Below are 21724 nucleotides of genomic sequence, written 5' to 3'. Positions count from 1 at the left end.
CCCCTTTCTTCGTTCAATTCTTGTGTCACATGCTCTCTGTTCTGTTCAGCCCTGCTTCCATATGTCCAGCTTTCATGTGTATTTCTCCCATCGGTCTTACTCCAATCTTGAATACTGTTTTTATATACAGTACTGTATATAAAAACACATTCAGGAGAGAGGCATGCCAGCGACACAACCACATTCGTCATCCGGTCTGAGCCACCCTCTCGACCAGGCTCTGAACAAAGGGCTGGTATGGCAAGCTGCTCAGCAGCCCTGTAGCAGTGCCAGAGTCATCTCCTCGGGTTATCAGCAGCTGAACCGTGAACTGCCTCAAGGGGGCTGGCAGGCTGGCCAGGTGTGTGAAATCTACCCTCACAAGTATGGATGCGGTGATATGCATATTCTGCTGCCCGTGCTGGCGACGTTAAGCCATCAACAGCAGTGGATCATGATGGTAGCCCCTCCTGCGATTCCTTACGCGCCAGCCCTGACCATGGCAGGGATCGATACCCGACGGCTGTTGATGGTGCATCCCAAAGATCGTAAGGAGGCACTCTGGTGTGTCGAAGAAGGGCTGCGCTCTGGTCACTGTAGCGCGGTTCTGGGATGGCTCCCCGAATCAGACCCTAACAGCATTCGCAGAATTCAGCTGGCCTGTGAAGCGAACCAGAACTTCTGTTGGTTATGGCCCGATTCCAGATACCAGAACAGCACCTCAGCAGCGCCATTGAGACTTCAGGTCAACCGGATCTCAGCAGAGCTGGCAGGTCTGCGCTTTATCAAACGCCGTGGGCGCTGGCCTGGTGATGCTTTTTCACTGTCACTGAACAGCGCAACCAGCACAGGTTGAGCCAATGAACGCCTGGCTCTACCTCTACTTTCCGGACATGTACCTGCATAGCCTGGTTCATGATAGTCACAGCCCAGTCGTTGTGATTACGCAGGACCAACAGCGGGTAATACAAGTATCTACAGCCGCAAAGCAGCGCGGAATCCGTTCAGACATGCCATTGGCGAGTGCTTTGTTTCTGTGTCCGGAAATTATCTGTCATACCCTGAATCAGGAGTATGCCGAGCAATTACTGCAGCAGAGGGCATTGTGGGCATATCGTTATTCGGCGCAGATATTCCCGGACCCTGCCGAAGGACTATGGCTTGAAGCAGGAAGCATGCTGAAGCTGTTTGGGGGCATCGAAGCCTTCGTTGATACGCTCAGAAACAGCTGCGAACAACATCGTTGGCCAGTGAAATATGGATTGGGCCTGACTCCCGTTTCTGCACGTTGGCAGGCACTGGCCGGAGTGAATACATTGTCTCTGAACCCCGAACAACAAAATCATGCACTTCAGACACTCCCTTTAGATGAATTACACCTCAACGACATGCAGTTACTGGCATTGCAACGACTTGGTATTCAACGCCTCGGCGAATTATTACAACTCCCTCTTGCAGAGACTGGCCGCCGCATCTGCCCGCAGTTAATGCAACAACTACAGCAACTGCACGGACAGCAAAAACCGCCCTCTGGTCTTTTTACTCCGCCGCTGAAATTCTCTGAGAAAGTCATTTTCAGTCATGATGCCGAACACAGAAATGGGCTATTTTTTCCATTGGCTCGTCTGCTCGACAGCCTCTGCGGGTATCTCCATCATCATCAGCTTTCGGTCCGCTGGCTAGCCCTGCGTCTGTTGCATCGGGAACCACCAGAGACCCGTTGGCTATTCAGTTTTGCCAGCCATGAATATCGCTATGAAGAATTACTGCAGCTGTGTCGGTATCAGCTGGATAAACAGTCTCTGCGTGCCCCAGTGACTGAGCTGCAACTCAGCGTCACCCAATTCACATCAAGGCAACAGGAACAAGCATCATGTCTGGCAACCGACGCCCCGAAGGCTCATTCGGCCAGCCTGATTAACCGCTTACAGGCTAAGCTATCAGCCAGTCAGGTGTCTGTGCTGCAAAGCACTGGCGACCCTCGCCCGGAGGCTTCATGGCAAGCACAACCAGCGGATGAACGCTTGCCTGATAGCCTTGCCAGAACTGGCGACTGGCCCATCTGGTTATTACCTGAGCCGATTCCTTATGTGTCTCCCGCGCAGATCATCCATGGCCCAATGCGCATCAGTAGCGGTTGGTGGGACAGCCAGATAACGCGACGCGATTACTATCAGGTCATGCACGATGAGCAATTGCTCTGGGTCTTCAGAGATGACCAGAGACGTTGGTTTCTGCATGGTTATTTTTCATAGACGAATACCCCATGACTACGCCATACGCTGAACTCCACTGTCTGAGTAATTTCACCTTCCTGCGGGGCGCCTCTCATCCCGAAGAGTTAGTGCAGCAGGCCGCTGACCTTGGCTATCGGGCATTGGCTCTGACTGATGAATGCTCCCTGGCAGGTGTCGTATGTGCCCACCGGGCTATCAAAGAAGAAAACCTGCCATTAAAGCTGATTATTGGTAGCGAGTTTCATCATGACAGTGGCCTGTATGTTGTGCTCGTTACCGGGCGTGCGGCGTACGCTGAACTCTCAACATTCATTACTCAATGCCGGCGCCAGGCAGAAAAAGGGCACTACACATTTGATCCTGCAAAGCTCATCAGTTTGCAGCACTGCCTGTTGCTCTGGCTGCCGGCAGAACAGTGTATGCTTCCACAGCTCGCATTATTAATCCGACACTTTCAGCAACGCCTGTGGCTGCTGGGGGAGCGTACTCTGGATGAATTTGATGTCCACCACTACATTGATATCGCTCGCTGGGCAGAGATTTTCGATCTTCCTGTTGTGGCAGCCAGTAACGTACATATGCACCATCCTTCACGTCATAGCCTGCAGGATTGCCTGACCGCCATACGCATGAACCAACCGGTTCATCAGATAAAACATCGACTGTACGCGAACGCCGAACGTCACTTGCGATCACTGAAAAAACTGTCTCACCTCTATCCTGAACATTGGTTACAGGAGAGCATAATAATCGCTGAAAAATGTACCTTTAATCTGGATGAAATCTCTTATCTCTACCCCACAGATTCCGTTCCTGACGGCCTTTGTGCGCGGGAATATCTCAAGGATCTGGTAGAGAAAGGAGAAGCTATACGCTTTCCTGACGGCACTCCTCAAAGTATTCAACAGATCATCGATAAAGAACTTCGCCTGATCGCACAGAAAAAATACGAACATTACTTTGTCACTCTCTACGATATTGTTCAGTTCGCCCGCTCAAAAAATATTATGTGTCAGGGGCGGGGGTCTGCAGCCAACTCGGTGGTTTGCTATTGCTTATTCCTGACTGAAGTAAACCCACAGGAAGTCCAGCTTCTGTTTGAGCGTTTTATTTCAGAAGAGCGCCACGAACCACCGGATATTGATATTGATTTTGAGAGTCAGCGGCGCGAAGAAGTCATTCAGTACATCTATCAGAAATACGGACGTGAACGGGCGGCGCTGGCGGCTACCGTCATTCGTTACCGACCGCGCAGCGCTTTGCGTGATGTCGCCAAAGCACTAGGAGTCAGTACTGCAGAGCAGGATCGTATCGTTGCCCGCTACGCTGGCCGCTATCACGGCAGCGAGTGGATGGATCATGTCTATCCAGACACAGATCAAAGTCCTTTGACGCAACGTCTTCGCTCACTGACACAAGACATTCTCGGTTTCCCACGTCATTTATCGCAGCATGTTGGCGGCTTTGTTATTGCCGAAGGATGTCTGCATGAGTTGGTCCCTGTAGAAAACGCCAGCATGAAAGAACGCACGGTTATTCAATGGGATAAAGACGACCTCGAAACGCTAGGCCTGATGAAAGTGGATATTCTCGGTCTGGGCATGATGACGGCGATACGTCGTAGCCTGAATCACTTAGGTATGCAGATCAGTGACATTCCGCGGGAAGATCCGGCGACGTATAAAATGCTACAGAAAGCAGATTCTGTCGGTGTTTTTCAGGTCGAAAGCCGTGCCCAGATGAATATGCTACCGCGCTTGAAACCGGCCTGTTATTACGATCTTGTGGTACAGGTTTCCATTGTCCGCCCCGGCCCTATCCACGGTGATATGGTGCACCCATATCTGAAAAGACGAAACGGACAGGAGGCCGCAGACTATCCACTGCCAGAGCTACGACCTATTCTTGAACGTACCCATGGTGTGCCATTATTTCAGGAACAAGTCATTGCTTTTGCCATGGTCGCCGCAGATTTTACGGCCTCTGAAGCTGACCAGTTACGACGCTCCATGGCCAGCTGGCGAAAAAAAGGCCACATGCACCGGCTGCAAAATCGTCTTCGGGAGAACATGCTCAAAAATGGATTTTCAGAAGCCTACATTGAGAGAATTCAACGTCAGCTTGAAGGCTTCGGTGAATATGGATTTCCGGAATCTCATGCCGCCAGTTTTGCTCTGTTGGTTTATCTGACGGCCTGGTTGAAGTGCCACCATCCCGGAGTGTTCCTTGCCGCATTGCTCAACAGCCAGCCTATGGGGTTTTATAGCCCGGCGCAGCTGATCAATGATGCGCGACATCATCAGGTGGTCGTTCATCCGGTCGATGTGAATCACAGTCACTGGGACCACGAAGCACTGCCAGATGGGTCCGTCAGGCTTGGCCTGCGCCTGGTCAAAGGCATGAATCAGGATGCGGCATTACGACTAATCAACGCCCGGCCGGATACAGGATATAAAACCATTTCTGACTGCACCCAGGCCAGCCTGCTCAACCGTAAAGAACGAGAAGCACTGGCCTCTTCAGGTGCGTTTGGCGCCCTCAGTGAGCATCGCTACCATGCACGCTGGCAGGCGGCCGAACCTCAGAATATTTCTTACCAACCTGATTTACTGGCTCCTCTGGCGATGCCCGATGAATGGACACTCGACGCCCCCAACGAAGTGGACAACCTGCTGGAAGATTATCAGAGTCTGGGGGTAACTCTTGGGCGCCATCCAATGGAAGTCCTGCGTGAACAGGGCCTCTTGGGCAACAGCGTGACAGCAGAAGGTTTAAAACAACTGAAACACGGTGACGAGAGCTATATCAGCGGTATTGTCACCTGCCGCCAACGCCCCGGAACCTCAGCAGGCGTTACCTTTATTACGCTCGAGGATGAAACCGGTTGCTCAAATATTGTGGTCTGGCTGGCTACAGCAAAACGCCAGCTGGATACATTAATTCACGCACGACTGTTACAGGTATACGGCAAAGTTGAGCAAGACCCCGAAAGCGGCATTACCCACATGATTGCATACCGGCTGCTCGACCTGAGTGGTTCACTGGAGCGACTGAAAGTTCAGTCGCATGATTTCCACTGATCCACACTCCTGTCAGTCACGGGATATGAAATTGCGTTCCTGCAACAGGCGTATCAGCCACCAGAGAATCACCAGACTCGGCAGCACCATCAGGGTGGTCAATACAAAGAAAGTCGCCCAATCACCGTTAAGATAATCGACAACATAACCGCTGGCACCAGACACTGTTGTCCTGCCAAAATTCGCGATCGAGGCCAGAAGAGCATACTGAGTCGCCGAGAACACCCGATCAGTCAGCAGGGTAACAAAGCTTACCAGCACCACTGTCGCAAAAGCACTGGTAAACCCATCGGCAATCACAGCAAACAGGTAGAGGCTTTCCAGAGGTCCGGAAACAGCAATCCAGGCGAACAGAAGATTGGTCCCCGCCATCGCCAGACCACCAATCAAGAGCCCCCTGAAAATCCCCAGTTTCTGGTTAAAATACGCGCCGATTAAGCTGAAAACGATGGTCACCCACCAGGTCACCATTTTTGAATAGGTAGCAATCTGAGCATCGGTAAAGCCAATTTCCTTGTAAAAGGTAATCGACATACGCCCAAGAAACGCCTCGCCCATTTTGAACGTAAACAGAAAAGACAGAAGCAGGAGAACTATCGTACTGCCATAGCGGCTGAGTAAGGCTCTGAAAGGTTCGATCAGAGTAAACCGAAGCTGCGCCCGCAGACTCAGACCTGCGACGCGGCTCTCCAGCTTTTCCCGGCGTCGGCTATCGCGCTCGACTAATATCGCCACCATAGCGGTGATAAAAAGACAGAACAGGGCCAGATAGAAAAACACATCGGCCCAGGCCATCGACGACAGACCTTTCATATAAAAAGCCGCAGCTCCCAGCAGGCTGTAACCCGTCCACCAGCCACTGGTAGCAAACGCCGCGGCATAAGGAATCAGCTCGGCTTCAGCTTCGGGGTCGAAGCTATCCACCCGAAAACCATCAATCGCGATATCGCAGGTCGCAGACGCTAAAGCAATGGTCATTGCCAGCATGCTCAGCCACACCATACTCGCCTGCGGAGAAATCTGACTGATGCCCCAGCACGCCAGAGTCATCACCAGCAACAGGAAAACAATCCAGGATTTACGATCACCTAAACGGCGAAAAACAGGCAGGCGAAAACCGTCAACAACAGGCGCCCAAAGGAAATTAATGGCGTAAACAAAGAAGATAGAACCGAACAGCCCGATGCTCGTGCGTGACAAGCCAGCATCCGTCAGCCAGCCTGTCATAGCAGAGCCAATCAGAACCCATGGAAAGCCGCTGCAGATGCCTAATAAAAAGATCATCCGCAGGCGCGGTTCACGTAACAGCTGCGTTAGCGGCATCCCGCTCATAAATATCAGTCTTTGAAGTTTTTGAATGCCAGCGGCATATCGATAGATTCTTCACCCCGGAGCATCGCCATCACCTGTTGCAGGTCATCGCGCTTTTTGCCCTGAACCCGCACGGTATCGCCCTGAATACTGGCCTGAACCTTGATCTTGCTGTCTTTGATCAGCTTGGCAATTTTGCGGCCCAGATCTTTATCGATACCCTGACGCATAGTCGCCAGAATTTTTACCTGCTTACCCGTTCCCTGAGGTTCTGCGAACTCGAGACAATTCGCTTTGATCGAACGCTTAATCATGGCGCTGATCAGCATAGACTTCATCTGGTCGAGCTGGGTTTTGTTATCAGCGATCATAGTGACGACAAAGTCTTTCAGCTCAAAGCTGGCGCTGACCCCGCGAAAATCGAAACGAGTGCTCAATTCACGATTCGCCTGATCAACGGCGTTCTGTGCTTCGTGCTTATCTACTTCTGATACAACGTCAAAGGATGGCATATCGGGTCTCCTGTAAATGTCGCCATATATACCGCGCCATCTGCGATATTGCAAAGAAACGGCCTTTCTGAAGACTGGCGAAAGTCCGTAAACGCACTAGTCTTAGAGCATATCTGCATCGCTATTCAAGGCATTGAATAGCCCAGGTCGCTGAACAGGCATATTGAGAGCAACGCATGGATAATCGTCAGAAAACACTGCATGGCCCGGGAATCTATTACTTCCGGATGACCGGAGCCCGACAGCAGGCAATATTCCGCTCAGTCTTTGAGTACGATTATGCCGCGCACCTGCTCAGTCATATTGATGGCTCAACGCTCCTTGCCTATGTGTTTTTTGACCACGAAATCCATTGTGTCCTGGATTGCCAGCGTGACTGGCCCGGCATCATCGACGACATCCGCGATAGATTCACCGATCAACATGAGCGCCTCTGGGATGCACACAAAGCCGTTATTTCAGAAGAAATCAGCCCGGTATTGGTTGATGAACAGGCCTGTCTCGCGGACCTAATCATCACCCTGCATCAACTGCCTGTCAGCAGAAACCTGGTGCCTGACGCCAGCATGTATTCATGGAGCAGTGATCACCACTACCGCTCGCTGAACCCGCCGGGCTGGATCGACTGTGGGCGAATGCTCAATCAGGTCTGTCAGACCCGTCACAATCGCTCACTGCGTTACGAGTCATTGATGAATACGACACACGCTACGCGAATGAACCTGAACGAGAGCGATCACCCTGAATTTCTTCTGTTTGGCCGCCCGGCATTAGCCGAGAAGCAACAGGCACGCGCTGAAATGAATCAGCCGGGCCGCAGCGCCAATGAACTGAGACGATTACGGGACGATGCCCTGCAACTCATCGCTGGCCGTTTTGGTATCACCCTCGAGTCGTTGAAAGATTCGTCATTCAGGCGTCAGTACCAACGCCTGATGCCACTGGTTGCCTGGCTGCTGGAAAAGCGCCAGCTAAGTTATGAAACCATCGCCGACCTGCTGGATGAAGATGAAGATACGATTCCCCTCTGGCTCAGGGGAATACCCGCCGACCATCCTCAGTCACTCCTCGACAAACTGAGCGCGCTCTGGTCGCCGGCGGAGTATTCTACCGAGTCACCCGCTGAGTCGTCCGCTGAGCGCTCATCGGGCACAACCTCTCCTGACGATGAAGCAGAAGCGACAGCAGACCAGGAAGGCGAACCTACAGACGATGCCGTTAACCCGGATGCTGACGCCGAAAAACCAGAAAACAAGGACGTCGTGAATCAGTAGTCATATAATCGGGTTATGACGCAGATTGATATTCATACTCCCCAGAGTTCCACCGGACGCCAACGCATCGTCGTCGCAGGCGTCGGTGCTTTGGGCACCCTGATGGCCTGGCATTGCCGATCTCAGACCCTGTTCACCCATAATCGCCGGCAGCAGACCCGTTTCTCTTTACAGACCTCCGCCAGTGCCTCTGATGTCACCACCACAGTCGACACCTTTTCTGCAAAACCCTGGCAGGGCGAAGTGGTCGACTGGCTGATTGTCACGACCAAAGCAGCAGCCACAATAGATATTTTGAGTGACCTTAAAGATCGGCTGAATAACACGTCGCGGATTCTTCTTCTGCAAAACGGGATGGGTCAGCAGGCCGAAGCGTCGGCATGGCTTACGCAAAATAAAATAAACGCCGAACTCTGGGTCGGTTCATCCACCGAAGGAGCGTACCGGGCGGATAACGGAACCGTTATATACGCTGGTAAAGGGCAGACACTGGCAGGGCGCTGGCAGCACTCTACGGAAGATAGAGAAGCTCAACTTCCTCCTGCCATGCAGCTAACCACTGATATAAAACAGGTGCTGCACGAAAAACTCGCCATCAACGCCATTATTAACCCACTCACCGCGCATCATGGTTGCCGCAATGGTGAGCTGCTGGCCAGTGAAGAGAAGCGCCGGGACTTTAAAGCATTGAGCGCCGAAGTCGCGAGCCTGTTTCATAATCTGAACTGGAAAACCGGTTTTGATATAACACAACAGGCAACAAAGGTTGCTGAGGCAACCGCACAGAATCAATCGTCAACTCTTCAGGATGTATTGCATCAGCGCCCAACTGAGTTACCTTATATCTGTGGGTACCTGCTGAAACATGCACAGCAGCATGGATTAAGTGCACCACTGACAGAACAACTCTATCAGTCAATTTCTGCCCGGGAGGCAGCATGGTAATGCACATAAAAGGAAGCCAGTTCATATGATGTTGGCGCGACAGAAATCGATGCTCGCCATGGTAATGGTTTGTTCAGGCATCATCCTTGTCGCAACCCTCGCATACGTTATTGCCGCTGAACGCATTGGCCGCGAACATCTGGCGCCTGATCTGTCACGCACCATGGGTCATATTATTGAAGCCCAGATGGCTGCCTCTCCCGGTAAGCTGCAAGCCGTACAGACCACCCTGTATCATATGTCACAGCATTATCAGATTCAGGAAGCGGCACTGTACAACCAGCGCGGAGAACGCCTGGCTCACAGTCATTCGGGCGAAGGCGCGACGCTCTTAGCCCCCAACCTCCATGCACAACCTTTCCCTGATGATTATTTTGAATACCGCTTTGCCATTCTCGATGACGAATTCGATTTGGTGGTCAGGAACGATGTGTCACTCCCCGGCTTTTTTTACATGGACACCCTGAGCACCAGCCTGGTGATCGTCACGCTATCGGCGATGCTCGTATTTATGCTCTACCTGATGACCCGCCAATGGCAGCAAACGCCGTACATGCACTTGCTGGAAGACATTCGCGAAGCCAACACCCGCGATGACGATGGCCGGATTACTCTGAAACTCCGAGACCCTGACCTTCACCCACTTATTGAAGCCCTGAATGACCTTTTCTGGCGCCGCAACCAGCGCACACAACACCTGAAAACGGCCCATCAACAAGCAGAACATGCCCGTCTACGTGCAACACGTCTGTCGACAGAAACCCGCCAGATGAACGAAAATCTGGCGAAAGAAGTGTCCGTCCGTCGTAGCGTCGAAGTACAGCTGAAAAATACCCAGACCCTGCTCGACGGTATTCTGAATGCCATGCCGACCGCTCTGTTCGCACTTGATTCACGCAACCGCATCGTTCAGTGCAATGAGCAGGCGGGTGACTGGTTGAACATGGAATACTCCCAACTCAACGGCTTGCCTCTGACGCAGCTGATACCAGAATTAGGCGAGCTCAACCTGATGCCGTCGACCCCTGGAGAAACACCAAAAATGGTGAAGTCCGAGCGGGTAAAGATCCGCTTCAATGACAAAGTACTGGTCACCGATGTACTTGCTTACCCATTGCCGAGCGGCCAGCAAGCGCGCCTGGTCATCCGTATCGACGATGTGTCCCAGCGTCAGCGTATGGAGGAAGTCATGGTGCAGACCGAGAAAATGATGACGGTCGGTGGTCTGGCTGCTGGGATGGCCCATGAAATTAACAATCCTCTGGGCGCTATTCTCCAGAACTTACAGAACACACGTCGGCGGCTGGACCCCAATCTCGCGGCCAATCAACGCCTTGCAGACGAGCTTGGCTTAAGTATGGATCTGCTGAACGAATACCTCACGGGCAGAGGAATTGACCAGTTTTTTGATCACATCCAGAGTGCCGGTGAGCGTGCTGCACGAATCGTCGCGAATATGCTGCAGTTTTCGCGCAACGACCATCTGCAAAAGCGCGACATCGGCATCACCGAGCTCATTAATACGACCCTGAATATTGCCCACAACGATCTTTCGTTGAAACATATCGATCTGGACATCGATAAAGCCGCAGGCGATGCCCAGATTCACTGTGTGCCGAGTGAGATTGAACAGGTATTACTGAACCTGCTGCGCAATGCTCAACAAGCCCTGGAAGAACACGATGGCGGCGAAGGCTGGCACCCTAAGGTAAGAATCAAAGCAAGCCGCCAGAGCAATATGACCTGTCTCGAAATTGAAGATAACGGCCCCGGCATTCCGGCAGATATTGCACCTCATATTTTCGAACCCTTCTACACCACCAAAGAAGTCGGCGACGGTACCGGGCTCGGGCTGTCGGTGTCGTACTTCATCGTTACATCACACCACCAGGGACGCCTGAGGTATCAGCGCAGCGCCCTGGGTGGCGCCTGCTTCGTTCTCTGCCTTCCCGCCGAAAAGAACGGATGACTTAACAGCGTCCAACTTGACCCAACTCACTCCCACGAGTACTCTCCCCTGCAATTCAGGTGCCTCTGTCGGCAAGACAGAGGTTAAACGGGAAGACTGGTGCGTGTAACAACAAACCCAGCGCTGCCCCCGCAACGGTGATCGACCAGGTATTGATACAACGCCACTGTGCTATGCATGGGAAGGCATCAACACCGGAAGCCCTCAGAATGTCAGGGTTTCAGTCGTCAGCCCGGATACCGGCCTGTGAAGATTAACCGATGTTGCGGTGGGCGACAGGTCGGTGGTAAACGCGTGGCGACAATCCGCTACGCGCCTCCATTGGCTGATCCCAGCTGCAGCATCTGCGGATGTTGTTGTGACTTTTACATTCCGAACTGCGTTTCTGATCTCTGCTCTCAGCCCAGCAATTGCTTTGGCAAACGGTGAAACTGTGCCCGACGCACTCACCCTGCCAACGGTCGTCGAAACAGCTCAGCGGGTGACCACCGCTGGACTGACAAGTATTGATGGAGAGGAACTGCAGTCACGTTATGGCAGTCTGCAAAATTACCTCAAAAGCCTGACCGGTATGCAAGTGCAGCACAGCGGTGGGCTCGGTGATCCGGTATTGCTCTCTGTTCGCGGCGCCAGCGGCCGTCAAACCACCGTGCTCGTCAATGGTATCCGCATAAACGATGCTCAGGGTGGCGGTTACGACCTCAGCCAGATCCCCGTTGATATGATTGAACGGGTCGAAATATCCAGCAGCGGCAGTCATGGTGGCCTCTACGACAGCGCAATCGGCGGCACTGTTAATATTATTACCCGTGAGCAGGAGTATCAGAATCAACTGGCGGCCGCCGTAGGTAATCATGGTTATAAGAGTGCTTCAGCACGCGGCAATATCAATAATTATCTTTCGGTATACGCGGGTAGCGAATACAGCGAAAATAGCTTTGATTACCCAGTCCCAGCGCCTTGGAATGGCGATGCACGCAATTCAGAAGAAGCGCTGAACAATGCGGAGTTCTTCCGCCATACCGCGCAACTTGCAGCGACAACAGGCACCGTCGTCAGCCAGCTGAGCTGGCAGCATCAGCGTAAAAACATCCCGGATTATTTTCGGAATTCACCAGAAAATAAAGCCCACTACAGCACCCGGGAAATTCGATTTACGACGTCTAACTCGAACGCCTCAGCCTCTGAAGGATTTCATCTACCCTGGTCATTTGCAGTGTCACGCAAAAACGAAAGCTATCGTGATCCAGAGAGTAATATAGGCTTGGGTGAAGACGATAACCGCTACCGACTCCGCCATGCCGAAATCGCGACATCACCACAATTGCACTCAGGCAAACTGGTACTCAGAAGTGGCATCCGGGCCGAATTTGATGAGTATCAAAGCCGCTATGTAAATGATACCGACAGCCGCGATTGCACAACTCCGCAAGGCAGTTGTGATCAGAGCGCAAAGCAGCAGGTCATCAATCTGACTGCAGGTGCTGACTACCGAATCAGCCCGCCATGGAAGACCAGTGCAAGTATCTATCACCGTGGTTACCGCACAAGTAATGAACGAACTCATGCCGATGACGCGGCACGCACTGAGAGTAAAGACAGTTTCACCGGTGCCAGCGCGTCATTTACTCATGTGTCGTTGTTCAGCGAAACTGCGCTCAGCGCCCGCCGAAGCGTTCGTATACCCAGCCTGTATGAGCGTTATGGTGACAGAGGTTTAATGCTCGGTAATGACGACCTTTCGGCAGAAACGTCGGATAACCTGAGCATCGACGTACGTCTGTTTAGTCAGCAATCAGAAGCCACTCTGTCTGTATTTTCCCGTAAAACCAAAGACACCATTGTGCCCATCTATGACAGTCGCGGTATCGGCCGTTATATCAATGTGTCTGACTCGATCATGCAAGGCGTTGAGGTTGAGCTGATACACACTGAAAAGCTCAAGGGAATCACACTAGAGCCGACGATATCGGCAGCAAGCTACACCAGTGAACTGATCAGCGATGTACGAGCATTTGAAGGAAAACAAGTGCCAGGCATCTATCACGACCGCTATCTGTTCGGCCTGACTACGTCTTACCAACAGCATTCACTGTCGTTGGATTACGAATTGGCGGGCAACCTCTATCTGGACTCAGGCAATAATATCGAAGGCGACATACGGCGTTCACTCGATCTGACTTATCAGCTCGAACAGAACCGTTGGGGTCTCAGAGTAGCAGCAAACAATTTAACCAATAATCAGTTCCGGGATTATTCGAACCGACCCGTTGCAGGACGGCAGATTTATCTTTCGGGACACTTAAATTTTTAAAGTAAACGAATTCAATAACGAGGTGGCATGATGAAAAAACTCGCATTAACTGCGCTCTCTACAGCCCTGTTGACCGGCTGTTTTGGTGACGACTCTTCCAACAGCAGCAGTGTTAGTGGGCATACCTTTATTGCTCAAATGCGAGCCGCTGATTATTCCAGTAGTGAAATCGCGGTCGGCACCGTAGGCGAAACCGAAATTGTTGAAAACTATGCAAACAAGGATGCCTCGGACTATACCATCGATGTTTACGAGCAATACCTCTACCACATTGGTAAATTTAATATTGATACGCTGACACGTTATGACGCCGCTGCTGAATTCCTTCAGGCCGATTACACCTACAGCCTCACTGAACCAGAAAGCTCATCAAGTAATACTTACCAATTTGTACAAGTTGCAGAAGATAAGGCGTACGTAATCCGCTACGGAAAATCCAGCATTCTGGTTGTTGACCCATCTGCAGATGAAGAGAATTTTGTCCTTGGAGAAATTGGTCTGGCTGCTTATGTCGCAGAGGGCGCAACCTATCCACGTATGTCTGCCGCCGTCGTCGCGGATGATAAATTATTCGTTGGTCTGCAGCGCCTGGACGCCGACTACCAACCGACACAGTCTTACGTTGCTGTCATTGATATCGAAAGTGATAACGAGATCGACACTAATACCAACGAGACCGGACTGAAAGGTATTCCTGTTAATGCCGATAACTTGTTTAAATTAGTCGCTGATGACGATTACGTGTACGTCTCAGGTCGTGGAGACTACAGTAATAATTCGGGTGCACTCGACCGGATAAGCCTTGATGACTATGCAGTGACTAACTTAGTTAACGGAACCACATTCTCTGACTTAAACGATATTTCAGATGATGAAGATACAAGTAACGACACTTACTACCATGTGATGAGTATTGCTCTGGTAGACGATACAGGTTTTATAAAGCTGAACCTGGAACAGGGTTATACCAACCTTCGCAGTATTCTTTATAGCTTTCCACTGGACGACGTGGCCAGTTTTACGGCTGTGAACCCTGACGTACTAAAAGACGAGAAGATCGGCATTCTTAAATCAGGCCCTGACAACACCTTGTGGGTTGGTATTGATAACGCAGAAGCGCCTGATATCGTTGTCCTCAACGAAGAGGGCGAAGTGCAGGGCGAAGCTCTCAAATTTTCAATGCCGGTTATTGATCTTGAATTTATGGAAATTCGAGACTGATCGAAGGCAGTCATATACAAAAAAGCCCGCACTAAGCGGGCTTTTCTGATTTACGGGTACCGAAGCAGCTGTCCGACCCCACAAGCGGTGTTTACTCAGCTGGCGCTGCTTCTTCAAGCAGAGTCTTCAGCTCACCTTTTTCGTACATTTCGGTGACGATGTCACACCCACCTACCAGCTCACCTTTCACCCACAACTGCGGGAAGGTCGGCCAGTTACCGTACTTAGGCAGATTCGCGCGAATGTCCTGATTAGACAGTACATCAACGTACGCAAACTTCTGACCGCAATCCATGACTGCTTGCACGGTGCGTGCAGAGAAGCCACACAGTGGCTGGTTCGGTGAACCTTTCATGTACAGAAGGATGTCGTTGTTTTCGATCTGATCTTTAATGACCTGCATGATATCCATAGCGTCTGTCTCTCACTGTTCGTATTAACTGAAACTGGCGGCAGTTTACCATATTCCCGACCATGATGCTCAGGTATGGAGCCAGAGATAAGTGACACGCACTGACGGGGACGTAAGTCAGTTGCGAGCCGGTACCACTGATTCCACCTGAGAGAGCTGCTGTGCAAACACGCGCTCATCAGGGTCAAGTACTGCCGTCACTTCTTTGCCCTTCAGGCTGCTGAAAATAACACGATAAGCGAGCACTGCTTTGACGTAATCGCGGGTCTCACGATACGGGATACTTTCGATAAACTGATCATAAGCAACCGGTGCGTCCTTGAGCCAGCGATCCACTTTATGGGGGCCCGCGTTGTAGCCGGCCAGGGCAGCAATCAGATTTCCCTGGTAACGCTCAAGCAAAGAGCGCACATAGTAGCTGCCCAGAGGAATGTTAGTGCGGTAGTCCATCAGGTCGTCGTTGACGTCGTTTAGAACCAGGTTCTTTTCTCTGGCCACCTGCTTCGCCGTTGCCGGCATAATCTGCATCAGGCCACGAGCCCCGACCGGAGAGCGTGCGTGCGGATTAAACGCACTCTCACGACGCGCAATCGACATCAGTAATGATGGATCAAGGTCGTATTCTTCAGCCCAGCGGCTGAACTCATCCTGATACGCCAGTGGGAAGCGGTGCTCCAGCAAGTTCCAGTGGCGCCCGGAAATCGTCGCTTGAACGGCGAGTGCTGGCCAACCATTCTGCTTCGCCAGCTCGGCATACACCGGCGTATCTGACGGGTTGCGCAGCAGCGTGAAATTCCACTCATCAGCTGCCAGCCCTTCTTCGCCGATCGCCCAAAGAGCGCGAATACGGGCAACGGCGGGCGTCTCGGCAACGGTCTCTAACTGTCCTTCCTGCAAGCTCGTTGTCGACTGCTTCAGCTCATATGGCAAGGCGAGTTTTTCTGCCGCCAGAAAGCCATAAAACTCACGGGCAGAGGCAGCTTTCGTGTAGGCGTGATGAGCAGCTTCAGATTGCCCCAGCGCTTCAAGCGCACGGCCGCGCCAGTACATGTGGTATCCCGAGTCTTTATCGCTACCCTGCACTTTATCGGTCCAGGCGAGCACGGCATCCCAGTCTGACTGAGCAATAGCTTCACGCAGTACAGGGCCAATCAGGTTGCCATCGCCCAGGTCAGTCAGGAGCTGATCAATAATGTCGGGGCGCTCACCGGCATCAAATTTATAACTGCGTGCTGCAAGCATGTTACCAATACGCTCGAGTTGAGCATCACTCAACACACCTGCCTCTGACAGTTTTGGATATAACTCAGCGACAGTTTCGGGCTTCCGGCGCACAAGATACGCCAGAACCGCGTATCCCATGTCGCTGCGCTCAACGCCAGCAGGAAATGTTTTATCCAGGGTAAGAAGTTTTTCTGGCGACGAACGAAGCTGACGGAAGGTACTTGAAGCAACTCTCCACTCCGCTGGTAATTTTCGCAACAAATAGTCAGATAGGCTGCGGTTACCCGCTTGCAGTGCCATCACAGCACGCTGCCAGATTGCCTGTTCGTTAATTTCACCCCGGCTAAGCATCGCTTTAAACAGATCATCACATTGCTCTGGGCGCGAGCTGCCGCTCAGCCATAACTGCCGTCCACCATCAAAGGCTGCCGTCTGGTCTTTAATCAGTTTTGCACGGTAATAAATGCAACGCCCTGGCGCATCAGCGGGTGCGTACTCATTTAACGACAGTACTTCATCCCACTTTCGGGCTGCACCGTAGGTCAGAGTCGCATGACGGACAATCCAGCGCGAAAGAGGCGAATCGGAGTTCTCTGTCGCATAAGACCTGACGTCAGAGGCAGACACATCCGGCAGATTACGTTTGATACGGTGATATTCAATATAGGGAGCAAGAACATGCTCCGAGACAGCGTCATCAACCTGGCTCCACTTACCGCTGCGGGCAGCGTCCAGAGACGTTTTAAACTCTGCATCTGACAGCGCAAAAGTGCTGAGGCTGGCCAGCCCGACGATCAGGCCTGTAAGTACTTGCAGATACGATTTACTCATCGGCTTCGAAAAGACCCCGAATAAGAGATTGTCTGTACAGGTTAGTTCTTATATTCCAGAAAGACACAACAACAACCGCTATGTGGCACAACCGACACGGCTGGTTACTTTCTGTTACTGACACTACCCGAGTTTGGCTCAAAATAACATCAATTTACACTTCCCTTCACCGTATAGTGCTGGCTGTTTCTCATATTGGTCACCACAGGAGCCACCAATGAACGCCAGCCAGATTCTCGGACAGACACTCACGCTTCCAAACGGAAGCATTGTGCCTAACCGCTTTGCGAAGTCGGCACTCAGTGAAACTCTGGGCAGTGTCGATCTGCGCGTCACTAAAGCGCTGCCGAAACTCTATCAGCGCTGGGCTGAAGGTGGTACCGGGCTCAGCTTTACCGGTAACGTGATGATTGACCGCCGCCATCTGGGCGAACCCAACAATGTGGTGCTCGAAGACGATCGTGATATGGAGATGCTCAAAGCCTGGGCAACCGCAGCTAAATCGCAGGGCGGCCTGGTCTGGATGCAGCTTAACCATCCGGGCAAGCAGACCCCAAAGATGCTGAATAATGATCCGATGGCACCCAGCGCCATTCCTTTCCGGAAAGAAATGCAGGCCTTCTTCGGTACGCCGCGGGCCATGACAGAAGACGATATACAGGATTGCATCAAACGCTTCGCGACCGCTGCGGCACTGGCCAAACAAGCGGGGTTCGACGGTGTTCAGATTCACGGCGCACATGGCTATCTGGTCAGCCAGTTTCTGTCCCCTCACCACAATCAGCGGGACGACCGCTGGGGCGGCGAGATAGAAAACCGTATGCGCTTCGTTGTCGAAGTCTATAAAGCCATGCGTGAAGCCACAGGAACAGACTTCAGTATTGGCATTAAGATGAATTCTGCAGACTTTCAGCGGGGCGGCTTTGATGAAAATGACGCAGCCACCGTCGCAACCACACTGGCTGGGCTGGGCATTGATCTGATCGAAATTTCAGGCGGCACCTACGAAACCCCCGCGATGGCTCAGGGCAGCGAGCATCACAATAGAAAACTCGGTAAAGATGAGCCGGTAAAAGAGTCGACCAAGCTGCGTGAAGCCTACTTCCTTGAGTTCGCTGAAATGCTGCGCAGCAAAGTGGATGTCCCGCTCATGGTCACTGGTGGTTTCCGTACCTCCGAAGGAATGGCTGCAGCTGTCGAATCCGGAGCCTGCGATCTGGTTGGCCTCGGCCGTCCACTGTGTGTCGAGCCTGACCTGGTAAAACGCATTCTCAGCGGTGAAGACTTCACCAGCGTTGTTCGCCCGATCAAAACTGGCGTAAAAATGATCGATAAAATGGCATTGATGGAAGTCTCCTGGTACGAACGCCAACTGCACCGTATGGGCAAAGGCAAAGCACCACGCCGCCAGGATCAGGGCTTCTGGTCACTGCTCGACGTACTCTGGTTGATGACATATCGTGGGTTATTCAACCGTGTCGGTCGTTTAAGAGCCTGATAAAGGAAAAATACTGATGAAAGGACTGGTTAACCGCCTGAAAGCCGCCTACGTGTCTGCCTACCTCACGGTTGCCTCGCTGATTTCCGCGTATGCCGTGTGGCAACTGGCAGAAGGTAGTAATGCCCTGACCTGGTCTGGCGTGCTGTTATCGGCCGCGCCCATGGCTCTCGTCATTGGCTTTCTGATGGTCAAGCCAGTGATGGCCCGCACCAGCGCAGATTTGCCTGAGGCACATGTGCCGATTGCTGTCGGCGTCGCATTGACCGCGTGGGGCTCGTCGGGTGACAGCTGGCTGCCATTAAGCCTCGCCCTGATCAGCTACGCTGGTTTTCTGTTATACGTGTACTGGTATTCACGCTACGGGCGCATTAAGAGCGAAGCACTCTCGGTTGGCAAGCCCCTACCGGCATTCACACTCACAGACGTTAACGGCGATATCATTCAAAGCAGCGAGCTGGCCGGTAAACCTGCTGTCATTCTGTTTTATCGCGGCAACTGGTGCCCGCTATGCATGGCACAGATCAAAGAGATTGCTAAGCAGTATCAGGAGCTTGAAGCCTTGGGCGCTGAAGTGATCATGGTATCGCCACAACCCCACAAATACACACGCGAACTCGCTGAGAAATTCAGTGTGAATTTCCGCTTTATGACCGACAAAGATAATCAGGCTGCCAGAGTACTGGGAATTGCGTCTGAATTTGGCATCCCTACCGGCCTGGAGGCCATGGGCTACGATACCGAAGCACCCATGCCGACGGTGATTATCATCGATAAGCAAGGGACGGTTGTCTGGACGCATGAGACGGATAATTATCGGGTTCGCCCAGAACCAGAGACCTTTCTTGAAGTCATCCGGGCGATCTGATGTCGCTCCAAATACCCTTCAACGCAAGGCGCGTCAGAGGGGTGTGCTCTCTACAGATCAGCTAATTACTGTATAGTAGAGAGCATATTTCAAGTCGATACGGACCCGTTATGCCACGTCAGGTTGTGACCACCCCACTACTTATCACTATAGCAATCAGCGCACTGCTTTCGGGATGCGTCACCGTTTCTCCAGAACGTAAAAACGAAGTTGCTGAAAAACTCGGCTGGGTCACTGGCAGCTGTCTGGCGATACACAATGAAAACCTGAAAATCGGTGATGAATTAACACTGCACCAGGTATCTGATCAGGAGCACAGTAAGACGCTTACGGTCATTTCACGCGCATCCTCCTCTGAGCAATGTGTCCCCTTGCAGAAAGATCGACGCTTCGTAAACCAGCTCACCGATGCAACCTTCTACTATGTGAACGCCGACGAACTGCCGGAGCTGGCGGTGGCCAGTATCAAGGGGTACTCGACCCGAGGAATAAAATTCCGCGCCTGTTACAGCAATCAGGCCGTCCAGTTTTTCGCCTTTAAAGGCGAGCAACAGATCTGGCAGGGCTATTATTTTGTCGCAGCACAGGTTCCGGAAACCTGTCGCGGGTCTCGTTAAGACCCGCTATCACCATTCCAGCCTCCGCCTCCGGGCGTGTGTATGCAAAAGGTGTCACCGGATGCAATATCAGTGGCTGCACAGCCCTGTAACCACTCGATCTTCCCAGACTGTCGCAGAACAAAGTTCACCCCTGTTTTACCCTCTCCGGCACCATTCAATGAGAACGTAGGCACTGATCGGTGACCACTGATAATGTTGGCAGTCATCGGCTCAAGAAAACGAATATGCCTTTCTACACCATCTCCACCGCGGTGCTCTCCTGCACCGCCGCTGAACTGGCGAACATGAAATAGATCAAGTACCACTGGGTAACGCTGCTCCAGAATTTCAGGATCGGTCAGACGGGAATTGGTCATGTGAGTATGGACTGCACTCGCGCCCGCGGCCTTTTCTGTTGCTCCCGCGCCACCACACAGTGTTTCGTAATATTGATAACGCTCATTACCAAAGGTGAAATTATTATTCGTTCCCTGACCACCAGCCATGAGGCCAAGCGCCCCCATTAAGCAATCAACCAGGTACTGGGCTGTCTCGACGTTGCCAGAAACAACAGCCGCGGGATATTGCGGCGCAATAATCGATGCGTCAGGTACCCGGATTTCTAACGGCCGGAAGAAGCCTGCATTCAAGGGCATCTGCTTATTCACAAGCACCCGGAAGCTATAGAGAACTGCCGCCTTTACGACCGACGTTGGCGCATTAAAGTTACCCGGATGCATTGGCTGACCTTTGCGATAGCCGGTACCTTTAAAATCGATCACAGCAGTACGGGAATTATGATCAACATCAATGATCACTTTAAATCGCGTACCATCATCCATGGCATAACTGAAACTTCCGGATGGCAGTTGCGCCAGACAATCACGCAGTGTCTGTTCAGCATTATCCTGCACGTACTTCATGTACGCGTGCACTGTGTCTGAACCATACTGCTGACACAGCCGCTTCAATTCTTCAGCGCCTTTTTCGCAGGCTGCTAACTGAGCCATCAGGTCGGCAATATTCTGATCCGGATTACGGGCCGGATACTTTGCAGACAGGAGCACCTCACGAAGTGAGGACTCCTGAAACTCGCCAGCACGCATCAGGACCAGATTGTCTAACAACACCCCTTCTTCTTCGATGTGCTGACTGTAGGCTGGCATGGAGCCTGGAGTGATCCCACCGATATCCGCATGATGCCCACGCGCCGCGACGAAAAAATCGGCGCGTTGACTATCACTGATAAAGACAGGTTTAACCACTGTGACATCAGGGAGATGCGTTCCACCGTTATAAGGGGTGTTTAATACAAACGCGTCACCCGGCTGCATATCGCTATGCTCACGCATGACAACGTGAATGCTTTCACTCATTGACCCCAGATGAACGGGAATATGCGGCGCATTTGCAACCAACTCACCCTCGCAATCAAAAACAGCGCACGAGA

Annotated in this window: 16 protein-coding genes and 1 riboswitch; of the genes, 11 read left to right on the top strand and 5 right to left on the bottom strand. The window is 52.0% G+C overall.

Annotated features, from left to right (window positions below; translation table 11 throughout):
- Positions 1–163: 163 nt before the first annotated feature.
- Genes imuA through B2R29_RS07980 form a run of 3 tightly spaced genes read left to right on the top strand, consistent with a single transcriptional unit; the run spans position 164 to position 5296 of the window.
- On the top strand, positions 164–835 hold the full coding sequence (gene imuA / locus B2R29_RS07990) for a translesion DNA synthesis-associated protein ImuA (RefSeq protein WP_301180561.1): 672 nt from the start codon (positions 164–166) through the stop codon (positions 833–835).
- A 4-nt stretch (positions 836–839) separates the two neighbouring features.
- On the top strand, positions 840–2234 hold the full coding sequence (locus B2R29_RS07985; RefSeq protein ID WP_301180560.1) for a Y-family DNA polymerase: 1395 nt from the start codon (positions 840–842) through the stop codon (positions 2232–2234).
- 11 nt (positions 2235–2245) lie between these two features.
- Entirely contained in the window at positions 2246–5296 is a 3051-nt protein-coding gene (locus tag B2R29_RS07980; protein ID WP_301180559.1) for an error-prone DNA polymerase, read from the top strand.
- Between the two features lie 12 nt (positions 5297–5308).
- Here B2R29_RS07980 and B2R29_RS07975 read toward each other — a convergent pair whose 3' ends face one another.
- Together B2R29_RS07975 and B2R29_RS07970 are read right to left on the bottom strand one after the other, a co-directional pair.
- The gene (locus tag B2R29_RS07975; RefSeq protein ID WP_301180558.1) at positions 5309–6628 is read right to left on the bottom strand and encodes an MFS transporter; all 1320 of its coding nucleotides are present in this window, start codon (positions 6626–6628) and stop codon (positions 5309–5311) included.
- Positions 6629–6633: 5 nt separating this feature from the next.
- Positions 6634–7119, bottom strand: a complete 486-nt coding sequence (locus B2R29_RS07970) for a YajQ family cyclic di-GMP-binding protein (protein WP_301180557.1) — start codon at positions 7117–7119, stop codon at positions 6634–6636.
- Between the two features lie 176 nt (positions 7120–7295).
- Between B2R29_RS07970 and B2R29_RS07965 the strand changes: the two genes are divergently transcribed.
- The 5 genes from B2R29_RS07965 (at position 7296) to B2R29_RS07945 (ending at position 14842) form a co-directional block, all read left to right on the top strand.
- Complete coding sequence (locus B2R29_RS07965; RefSeq protein ID WP_301180556.1) at positions 7296–8393, top strand: hypothetical protein; 1098 nt, start codon at positions 7296–7298, stop codon at positions 8391–8393.
- A gap of 15 nt (positions 8394–8408) precedes the next feature.
- A complete protein-coding gene (locus tag B2R29_RS07960) occupies positions 8409–9338 on the top strand; it encodes a ketopantoate reductase family protein (RefSeq protein ID WP_301180555.1) in 930 nt (309 codons plus the stop codon).
- A gap of 25 nt (positions 9339–9363) precedes the next feature.
- Positions 9364–11307, top strand: a complete 1944-nt coding sequence (locus B2R29_RS07955; RefSeq protein ID WP_301180554.1) for a two-component system sensor histidine kinase NtrB — start codon at positions 9364–9366, stop codon at positions 11305–11307.
- 40 nt (positions 11308–11347) lie between these two features.
- Positions 11348–11569: riboswitch (cobalamin riboswitch) on the top strand.
- A 96-nt stretch (positions 11570–11665) separates the two neighbouring features.
- Positions 11666–13621, top strand: a complete 1956-nt coding sequence (locus tag B2R29_RS07950; protein ID WP_301180553.1) for a TonB-dependent receptor — start codon at positions 11666–11668, stop codon at positions 13619–13621.
- A 27-nt stretch (positions 13622–13648) separates the two neighbouring features.
- Entirely contained in the window at positions 13649–14842 is a 1194-nt protein-coding gene (locus tag B2R29_RS07945; RefSeq protein ID WP_301180552.1) for a hypothetical protein, read from the top strand.
- A 91-nt stretch (positions 14843–14933) separates the two neighbouring features.
- Here the strand turns inward: B2R29_RS07945 and grxD are convergent, their stop codons facing one another.
- Both grxD and B2R29_RS07935 read right to left on the bottom strand, forming a co-directional pair.
- A complete protein-coding gene (gene grxD / locus B2R29_RS07940) occupies positions 14934–15254 on the bottom strand; it encodes a Grx4 family monothiol glutaredoxin (protein ID WP_301180551.1) in 321 nt (106 codons plus the stop codon).
- 117 nt (positions 15255–15371) lie between these two features.
- On the bottom strand, positions 15372–17309 hold the full coding sequence (locus B2R29_RS07935; protein ID WP_301180550.1) for a transglycosylase SLT domain-containing protein: 1938 nt from the start codon (positions 17307–17309) through the stop codon (positions 15372–15374).
- A gap of 217 nt (positions 17310–17526) precedes the next feature.
- On the opposite strand from B2R29_RS07935, the gene B2R29_RS07930 reads away from it, so the two are divergent.
- The 3 genes from B2R29_RS07930 (at position 17527) to B2R29_RS07920 (ending at position 20292) form a co-directional block, all read left to right on the top strand.
- Positions 17527–18807 carry an NADH:flavin oxidoreductase/NADH oxidase family protein gene (locus B2R29_RS07930; protein ID WP_301180549.1) on the top strand — a complete coding sequence of 427 codons (1281 nt, stop codon included), beginning with the start codon at positions 17527–17529 and terminating at the stop codon, positions 18805–18807.
- Positions 18808–18823: 16 nt separating this feature from the next.
- Positions 18824–19675 (top strand): peroxiredoxin family protein, encoded by an 852-nt coding sequence (locus B2R29_RS07925; protein WP_301180548.1) that lies wholly within the window; start codon positions 18824–18826, stop codon positions 19673–19675.
- Positions 19676–19785: 110 nt separating this feature from the next.
- Complete coding sequence (locus B2R29_RS07920; protein ID WP_301180547.1) at positions 19786–20292, top strand: hypothetical protein; 507 nt, start codon at positions 19786–19788, stop codon at positions 20290–20292.
- Here the strand turns inward: B2R29_RS07920 and B2R29_RS07915 are convergent.
- A partial coding sequence (locus B2R29_RS07915; protein ID WP_301180546.1) for a hydantoinase B/oxoprolinase family protein occupies positions 20289–21724 on the bottom strand: 1436 nt, incomplete at its 5' end. The genes B2R29_RS07920 and B2R29_RS07915 overlap by 4 nt on opposite strands.

The organism is Thalassolituus sp. UBA3500 (assembly GCF_002377545.1).
Taxonomy (GTDB): Bacteria; Pseudomonadota; Gammaproteobacteria; order Pseudomonadales; family Oceanobacteraceae; genus Thalassolituus.
Note: the sequence above shows the minus strand (reverse complement) of the source record. Positions and strands in the feature narration are given on the sequence as shown.

Bases quoted from the DNA above. Each gene is read 5' to 3' on its own strand.
- B2R29_RS07925 (WP_301180548.1), top strand. From the start codon at position 18,824: ATGAAAGGACTGGTTAACCGCCTGAAAGCCGCCTACGTGTCTGCCTAC.
- B2R29_RS07965 (WP_301180556.1), top strand. From the start codon at position 7,296: ATGGATAATCGTCAGAAAACACTGCATGGCCCGGGAATCTATTACTTC.
- B2R29_RS07985 (WP_301180560.1), top strand. From the start codon at position 840: ATGAACGCCTGGCTCTACCTCTACTTTCCGGACATGTACCTGCATAGC.
- B2R29_RS07945 (WP_301180552.1), top strand. From the start codon at position 13,649: ATGATGAAAAAACTCGCATTAACTGCGCTCTCTACAGCCCTGTTGACC.
- B2R29_RS07975 (WP_301180558.1), bottom strand. From the start codon at position 6,628: ATGAGCGGGATGCCGCTAACGCAGCTGTTACGTGAACCGCGCCTGCGG.
- B2R29_RS07920 (WP_301180547.1), top strand. From the start codon at position 19,786: ATGCCACGTCAGGTTGTGACCACCCCACTACTTATCACTATAGCAATC.
- B2R29_RS07980 (WP_301180559.1), top strand. From the start codon at position 2,246: ATGACTACGCCATACGCTGAACTCCACTGTCTGAGTAATTTCACCTTC.
- imuA (WP_301180561.1), top strand. From the start codon at position 164: ATGCCAGCGACACAACCACATTCGTCATCCGGTCTGAGCCACCCTCTC.
- B2R29_RS07970 (WP_301180557.1), bottom strand. From the start codon at position 7,119: ATGCCATCCTTTGACGTTGTATCAGAAGTAGATAAGCACGAAGCACAG.
- grxD (WP_301180551.1), bottom strand. From the start codon at position 15,254: ATGGATATCATGCAGGTCATTAAAGATCAGATCGAAAACAACGACATC.
- B2R29_RS07960 (WP_301180555.1), top strand. From the start codon at position 8,409: ATGACGCAGATTGATATTCATACTCCCCAGAGTTCCACCGGACGCCAA.
- B2R29_RS07930 (WP_301180549.1), top strand. From the start codon at position 17,527: ATGAACGCCAGCCAGATTCTCGGACAGACACTCACGCTTCCAAACGGA.
- B2R29_RS07935 (WP_301180550.1), bottom strand. From the start codon at position 17,309: ATGAGTAAATCGTATCTGCAAGTACTTACAGGCCTGATCGTCGGGCTG.
- B2R29_RS07955 (WP_301180554.1), top strand. From the start codon at position 9,364: ATGATGTTGGCGCGACAGAAATCGATGCTCGCCATGGTAATGGTTTGT.